7 protein-coding genes are annotated in these 6986 nt (G+C 47.5%); 2 read left to right on the top strand and 5 right to left on the bottom strand.

The window, feature by feature from the left end:
• Both AC5V8P_RS05075 and AC5V8P_RS05070 read right to left on the bottom strand, forming a co-directional pair.
• Window positions 1-531: extracellular solute-binding protein (locus tag AC5V8P_RS05075; protein ID WP_495473568.1), on the bottom strand; the 531-nt coding region annotated here is incomplete at its 3' end.
• A 20-nt stretch (window positions 532-551) separates the two neighbouring features.
• Window positions 552-1550, bottom strand: coding sequence for an ABC transporter ATP-binding protein (locus tag AC5V8P_RS05070; protein ID WP_064795673.1), 999 nt, complete (start codon window positions 1548-1550; stop codon window positions 552-554).
• A 196-nt stretch (window positions 1551-1746) separates the two neighbouring features.
• Between AC5V8P_RS05070 and AC5V8P_RS05065 the strand changes: the two genes are divergently transcribed.
• Both AC5V8P_RS05065 and AC5V8P_RS05060 read left to right on the top strand, forming a co-directional pair.
• Window positions 1747-2628: a LysR family transcriptional regulator gene (locus tag AC5V8P_RS05065; protein WP_064795674.1), complete on the top strand. Its 882-nt coding sequence runs from the start codon at window positions 1747-1749 to the stop codon at window positions 2626-2628.
• Between the two features lie 138 nt (window positions 2629-2766).
• Window positions 2767-3627, top strand: a complete 861-nt coding sequence (locus AC5V8P_RS05060) for a hypothetical protein (protein ID WP_064795675.1) — start codon at window positions 2767-2769, stop codon at window positions 3625-3627.
• Between the two features lie 130 nt (window positions 3628-3757).
• On the opposite strand, the gene argS is transcribed toward AC5V8P_RS05060, so the two are convergent.
• The 3 genes from argS to AC5V8P_RS05045 all read right to left on the bottom strand — a co-directional run bounded on the left by argS (window position 3758) and on the right by AC5V8P_RS05045 (window position 6859).
• Window positions 3758-5437, bottom strand: coding sequence for an arginine--tRNA ligase (argS, locus tag AC5V8P_RS05055; protein ID WP_064795676.1), 1680 nt, complete (start codon window positions 5435-5437; stop codon window positions 3758-3760).
• Window positions 5438-5439: 2 nt separating this feature from the next.
• Window positions 5440-5874 carry a YwiB family protein gene (locus tag AC5V8P_RS05050; protein WP_081276722.1) on the bottom strand — a complete coding sequence of 145 codons (435 nt, stop codon included), beginning with the start codon at window positions 5872-5874 and terminating at the stop codon, window positions 5440-5442.
• Between the two features lie 94 nt (window positions 5875-5968).
• A complete protein-coding gene (locus AC5V8P_RS05045) occupies window positions 5969-6859 on the bottom strand; it encodes a LysR family transcriptional regulator (RefSeq protein WP_064795677.1) in 891 nt (296 codons plus the stop codon).
• Between the last annotated feature and the right edge of the window lie 127 nt (window positions 6860-6986).

Genomic DNA, 6986 nt, shown 5'->3' with positions numbered 1-6986 from the left:
TTTCGCCAAGTCGGCCCAAGAAGTAGGCGGGAATTTCACCAGTTTCGTGTTATAAGCAATACCTAGAGCAGAGGCACTGGTACTGAAATAGTTACCCTCCTTATCAGACCAGTCCGGGTTTAGCTTGTCCGCATTTTTGGCATCCGGATAGGGGAGCGTGAGTCCTTCCTTTTTCAAGCCCTGTACAGACGGAAGCGATGCCAGCACAACCACGTCTGCTACTGGATTCGTCTTCTCCGCTTCCATGCGGGCTAAAATCTTACCTGTCGTTCCCTGAAATAACTCTACCTTAACTCCACTCTGTGCCTCATACCCGGCTACCAGCTTTTTTGCCAATCCATCCGGACCTGCGCTGTAAACAACCAGCTTCTGATCAGCGGACGCCGCTGGTGTTGTTGTTCCATCTGCTCGCGCGCCATCTTTCGCTGTCGTAGCGGTTCCGCAACCTGCCACAGCCAGCCCAAAAGTCAATGTTAAAGCAAGCATAGCCCCTTTTTTCCATCCTGCACGAAAACCACTTCTATTCATCATCTTCTGTATACCCCTTTTCACTATGTTCCAAGTTGATGGATGTATTGCGGTGATACCCAAATATGCATTTTTTCGCCTATCTGCAAACGGGTGGAATGATATGCAGTCCATTGCTCGCCATTTTCAGCTAGTAGACGGATTTCATAACGATCGCCAACATAGCTAATATGTAGAATCTCTACTGTAAAAGTGTGCTGATCCGCTTGCTCCTGTCCCCAACGGACATGCTCAGGCCGAAATAATGTCCGTTCCAACTCAAGCCAGTTCGATTTGCCGATAAACCTTGCCACCTCTGGATGAGCTGGGCGACTATAGATCACCTCTGGTGTTCCGGTCTGCAAAATATGTCCACTTTTCATAACTACCACTTCATCAGACATGGACATAGCCTCGATCTGATCATGGGTGACGTATAGGGCGGTCAGCCCCAGATCGCGCACAAGCGATATCATCTCAATGCGCATCTCTTCCCGCAGCACAGCATCCAGTGCACTAAGCGGCTCGTCGAATAAAACCAGTCGAGGCCGGGTAGCAACTGCTCTTGCAAAAGATACCCGTTGCTGCTGTCCACCAGACAACTGATGGGGATAGCGATCCTCCATCCCTGACAACCTCACCTTATCGAGCGCCTCCAGCACCACGTCCCGTAGTTCCTTCCCTTGTGCGCTAACAGACCCTTTACCCCGCTCGCTCGCTCGCAGGCCGAAGGCCACATTTTCAAACACTGTCATATGCGGCCACAGCGCAAAATCCTGAAAGACCATACCAAAGTGGCGAAGATGTGCGGGAATATCCTTTTTGCGTTCAGCTGAAAAGAGAATTTCCTCTCCCATCGTGATTGTGCCAGTATCCGGTGTTTCCAGACCAGCAATCAAGCGCAAGAGCGTCGTCTTCCCACAGCCGGACGGCCCGAGCAGTGTGGTGAACTTGCCTCGTCGTACGACCAGGTTCGTCTCGTGCAGCGCGGTGGTCTGGCCGAAGGTTTTACTTAATCCACGAATATATAGATCCTGATTCATCGCATTACCTGCCTGTTCTTGTGACTGACCCCAGTGTAAAACTTGAATTCGCAACCTGTGTTATTGGAAAGTTAAAACAAAATTAATTATTTCAATGAATTGTGTTAACACTCATAGATTTAATCTATATAGAGGCGATTGATGCTGCTGCCCAACGAATAGATTGCTCGATTAACCTGAAAGCGAGGCATTCTCAGTGAACTTAAGTCTTCTGAAGTTACATATTGTAGAGCTGCTGAACAAGCACCACAAAATCACCACCGTAGCCGAGCTTCTCGGTCTAAAGCAGCCCACTGTTACTTTTCATATGAAAAATCTGGAGCGTGAATTCGGAGTCAAGCTGTTTGATACACGTATGGGCAAAATCATCCTGACGGATGCCGGAAATGCACTGCTGCACTATGCCACCAAGATTAATGCACTTGCGGCAGAGGCTGAGCGAGTCGTCCGTGAGTTTGATACGCTCCAACGAGGAAGTATACGTATTGGTGCAAGCTATGTACCCGCTACCTACCTGCTGCCTGCCGTGCTGCACCGGTTTGCCCGCGAGCATCCGGGTATTCACATCGCCTTGTCCGTGAAAACAGCGCCCGTGATCAAGGACATGCTCGCTCGCCACGAAATTGACCTCGGCATTATATCAGCAGAGCCGTTTCAATCCCCAACGCTACTCTCAGAATCCCTGGGAGAGGATGAACTGGTGCTTATCTGCTCACCCACTCATCCGCTCGCTAGCGAAACCGATTTGACATCCGAGCGTATCGCTTCAGCCTCTTTTGTGTTGCATGGAAAAGATTCAAGTACACGCCATGTGACTGACAAATGGCTGGAGCGCGGACGACGCCGGCTTCCGTCCTATCTGGAATTGGATTCACTGGAAGCCATCAAACAGGCGGTTATGCTAGGAGAACACATCTCCTTTGCCTCACGTCTTGCTGTTCAATCAGAGGTTGAGCGGGGTTTACTGGTTGTAAGGCCTATTCCGGGGCAGCCTGTTGAGCGGCACATTTATATGGTCAGCAACAGAGATCGTCATCGCTCCGCGCTGATCCACAGATTCACTGAATATTTAGGATGAAACCAAGATTAAATATTGGCTGTCATATATAAAATATGGTATTTTTTAACCAGAGTACCAACTCACTTTGACATTCGACTGACAACCCCCCCGTAAAGTGTAACGTGTAACCCATTTGGACGAACAGGAGAGGATGAAATGAAAACAGGCCATCGTATCACCAAATTCATGTCGGTAGTAACTCTGAGTGCAGTGCTGCTCGCAACAGGATGGAAAGGAGCAGAGCCTGTACAAGCCGCTGCCAATGCCACGCCAAGCTATGAGGTAAAGTTGCTGCTAGATACAGCTCAGGTTCTCAACGCGGATGGCTCTTTAAAAAACGGCATCGTAAATGAGTTCCAAATCAGCGAGGAAGCGCAACGCTTAAAGGTCGAGTATTTTGACACAGACTCATTGCAACTGAATGACGAGGGTTGGAACGTTAGATTTCGCAAGAAAGAAGACAAAAAGAATTATGAATTAACCTACAAAAAACGCTATACGGTCACAGACGGGAATATCGACGCAGCACTTACCCAAGCGAATAAGGAAGGATTCAGTGCCTCCGATGATAATTATGAGGCTGAGGTGGATTGGGGATACAACAAGCAGACACTAAGCTTTTCCAATGATAAGAAAACGAGTGCCTCCAAAGGATTATCTCTGCCTTCCCCGAATCAAGCCTTAAAACAATTGCAGGATAATCTTCCGGGCAAGCTGCAGAACTGGAAAAGCAGCAATTGGGGTAAACAAACCTTGGCAAACTCCAGAGTACGCGGTCCTGTAGAGGTCAGCAAATATGAGGGCAGCTTTCAGGGCATGGATACTGATGTTGAAATATGGCCTATTCGTAGCGCAAACGGATCGGGTACTGACAATATCATCGAAATTTCCTTCAAAACTTCGGGTTACAATGTTGCCGCAAGCAACCGTACCAAGCTGATTAACCTGCTGCAATCTAAAGGATGGCTGATTCCCGCCGATTCCCTCAAAACGAATCTGGTACTGGAACGCTATTAAACTACTCATACCTAAAAAGTACTCATTCCTAAAAAAGGAACCGAACGAGCCTCCCTATAGAGGGCAGTACGAACGGTTCCTTTTACGATTATACATATGACTACAAGTTCAATACGTTGCAGTTGTTTAATTACATACGTTCCGGTGCAGACACACCCACAAGCTTCAGTACATTGGCAATGGTCGTGCGAACCGCACCAAACAACGCCAAACGAGCCTGCGTTTGAGCGGCATCCTCTGTGATGACACGCTCTGCTTTATAGTAGCTGTGGAACAATGATGCCAGCTCGTAGACATAGCGAATCATACGATGCGGCGCAAAGTTTGCAGCTGCCACCGATACTTCCTCTGGCAACTCGCCAATTTTGCGTAACAGATCGTATTCATGCTCAGCCGTCAGCTTGGACAAGTCAACTTCTGACAATGGCAGCACAGCAATACCCTGTTCTTCGGCTTGACGATATACGCTGCATGCACGTGCGTGTGCATATTGCACGTAGAATACCGGATTCTCATTGGAGGTGGAAATCGCCAAATCCATATCAAAATCCAGATGTGAATCCATACTACGCATAGTGAAGAAGTAACGGATCGCGTCTACGCCTACTTCTTCCATCAGATCCTCCATCGTTACGGCCTTGCCAGTACGCTTGGACATTTTTACTTTTTCCCCGTTTTGGAACAAGCTGACCATTTGGGCAATCAGCACTTTAAGCTTATCCGGGTCATTGCCCAGTGCTTCCATTGCCGCCTTCATCCGCGGAATATAACCGTGGTGATCCGCTCCCCAGATGTTGATGATCGTGTCATAGCCACGAGCGTATTTGTCGCGGTGATAAGCAATATCCGGAGTCAGGTACGTATAAGTGCCGTCATTTTTGATCAATACGCGGTCTTTATCGTCGCCATACTTGGTCGTATTCAGCCAAGTCGCCCCGTCTTTTTCATAAATTTCCTCACGGTCACGCAGCTCATTCAACGCTTTAAGTACTTCACCATTATCATACAGTGATGTTTCGCTGAACCAGGAATCAAAAGGTACACGGAACCGCTCCAGGTCACGCTTGATCTTATTCAGTTCCTTTTCCAAACCGTATTCACGGAAAAAGGCAGCACGATCTCCTGGTTCCATGGACAATAAAGAATCGCCCTTCTCAGCCACCAGTTCCTTCGCAAACCCGATGATATCCTCACCATGGTATCCGTCCTCCGGCATCTCCGCAGGCTGTCCCAGCTCCTGCAAATAACGCGCCTCAATGGAACGACTCATATTGTAAATCTGATTCCCCGCATCATTAATGTAATATTCACGAGTAACTTGATATCCTGCAAAATCAAGCACGTTACAGAGCGCATCCCCTACAGCTGCGCCACGTGCATGGCCCAAGTGAAGACTACCGGTCGGATTGGCGCTGACAAATTCGATCTGTACTTTTTTGCCTGCACCTACGTGTACACGACCGTAATCTGCTCCTTGCTCCTGTACTTGTCCAATCACTGCATAGAGGTAACTCTTGTTCAGGCGAAAGTTAATAAAGCCTGGTCCGGCGATTTCCGCACTTTCAATAGAAGCGGAAGCCAAGTCCATATTTGCGATCAAATCTTCAGCGATCTGACGCGGGTTCTTCTTCGCAATGCGAGTGAGCTGCATTGCTACGTTGGTAGCTAAGTCACCGTGTGACTTGTCCTTAGGTACTTCCAATGTAATAGTCGGCAGCTCTTCGCGGCTCACGATTCCGGCAGCCAGCACTGCAGCCTCAATTGCTGAGGTTACCTTTTGATTAATAAGTTCCAGTGGATTGCTTGTCATGATTATTGCTCCTCCTGTATATGCAAACTGATGGCAAAATGCCCCGAGAAATCCTCAAATACGTACAGATCATAGGTCCAGCTCACATGTCCGGTGAAACCATCCATCCGAATATCGAGCTTCTGCGTATGCGCAGACATGTTCAGGTTTAAATAAGGCGAGCGGTAAAATCCAGGCAACCTGCGTCCCAGCGCGAACGACTGCTCTGATTGTACCTCGCCGTGGCGAATTAGCTTTAGCTCATCCGGTCCAATTTTGACTGTGTTCCGTGTCGTACCGCCTTCTGGACTCTCTTGCGGCTCTTCGTACCTTATATATAGATGCTTCCCGCGAACGATTGCTTCTCCAGGAAGCTCCTGTACCGCATCTTCTCCGTCATGATGACTATGAAGACGGATTCGAACCTTTGCATTGTGTGGCATGTGTTCAAACTCCATTCTATAGCTATCCTACTGTACTACTATATCCAGTTCCCGATTGCAATTCAAATGAGTTTTTACAAAAAGATGCTTTCACACTTAAAAAATTCAACTACTGTAGGTCGGCTGCACGGGATGCCTCGCTAAAACTTTCAATGAACCGGGAAGCCAATGAAGACATGTATTTATCCTTCAACCAGACAGCCGCCACTCGTGTGTGCAATTCTTCACAGCTAATTTCCTTAACGATTAAATGATTATTGCTGCCCAAAGACAAAGCGGAGCGCGAAATCATGCCAATACCCAGCCCTTCGTTGGCCCAATGAAGCGTGGTGCGGGCATCGTCATTTTTGCAAAAGATGTTCGGCTCAAAGCCGTGCTTCATACAGGTATCGTGGATCAATTGCTCAAAACGGCGATATATAATGAGGGGTCTGTTCTTCAACTCAGCCAATGAAATAGTCTTCTGTTCAGGACTCCAATCATGTTCTTCCGTCATTACTGCTACCATGGGCTCGGATTCGGCATATCTGCATCCTAAATCCGTGGTATTAAAGGGGGTTCTGACAATACCGACCTCGATAATCCCTTTGTTCAAAAGATCGAGAATCCTAAAGGTATTTCCCTCATGAATTTCAAATTTTACACCCGCATAGGTTTTATGAAATTCGGAAAGCCTGTCTTTCATCAGGGTGGCTCCAGAGGAAGAGACTGTTCCAATGGTGAGCGTCCCCTTCATCCCCATGGCAAAATCATTCATTTCCCTGGTCGTAGCATCCGTCAGCTCCAAGATCTGCTTGGCTCTGTTCCGTAAAATGATTCCGGCCTCTGTCAATCGAATGCTCCGTGAGCCTCGATGCACAAGCTTTACACCAAGCTCTTCCTCTAGCTGCATAAGCTGTTGACTTAAGGGAGGCTGTGCAATTTGCAGTTTTTTGGCTGCCGCTGTAATCTGTCCAGCGTCGGCAATCGCTAAAAAGTACTTGAGATGCCTTAATTCCATCATGAACCTCCGGTTCTGATATATGTGAAACCTATATCTCTAATATATATTAAATATTTTTCATATGGTTAGGGATATGCCATAATTATACTCAGATATGCAATTGCACTAAAAAAACTTTATACAA

This window comes from Paenibacillus sp. N119s, from assembly GCF_059447605.1.
Note: the sequence above shows the minus strand (reverse complement) of the source record. Positions and strands in the feature narration are given on the sequence as shown.

Coding starts and splice junctions, on each gene's coding strand:
- AC5V8P_RS05045 (WP_064795677.1), bottom strand. CDS start 6,859: ATGGAATTAAGGCATCTCAAGTACTTTTTAGCGATTGCCGACGCTGGA.
- argS (WP_064795676.1), bottom strand. CDS start 5,437: ATGACAAGCAATCCACTGGAACTTATTAATCAAAAGGTAACCTCAGCA.
- AC5V8P_RS05050 (WP_081276722.1), bottom strand. CDS start 5,874: ATGGAGTTTGAACACATGCCACACAATGCAAAGGTTCGAATCCGTCTT.
- AC5V8P_RS05070 (WP_064795673.1), bottom strand. CDS start 1,550: ATGAATCAGGATCTATATATTCGTGGATTAAGTAAAACCTTCGGCCAG.
- AC5V8P_RS05060 (WP_064795675.1), top strand. CDS start 2,767: ATGAAAACAGGCCATCGTATCACCAAATTCATGTCGGTAGTAACTCTG.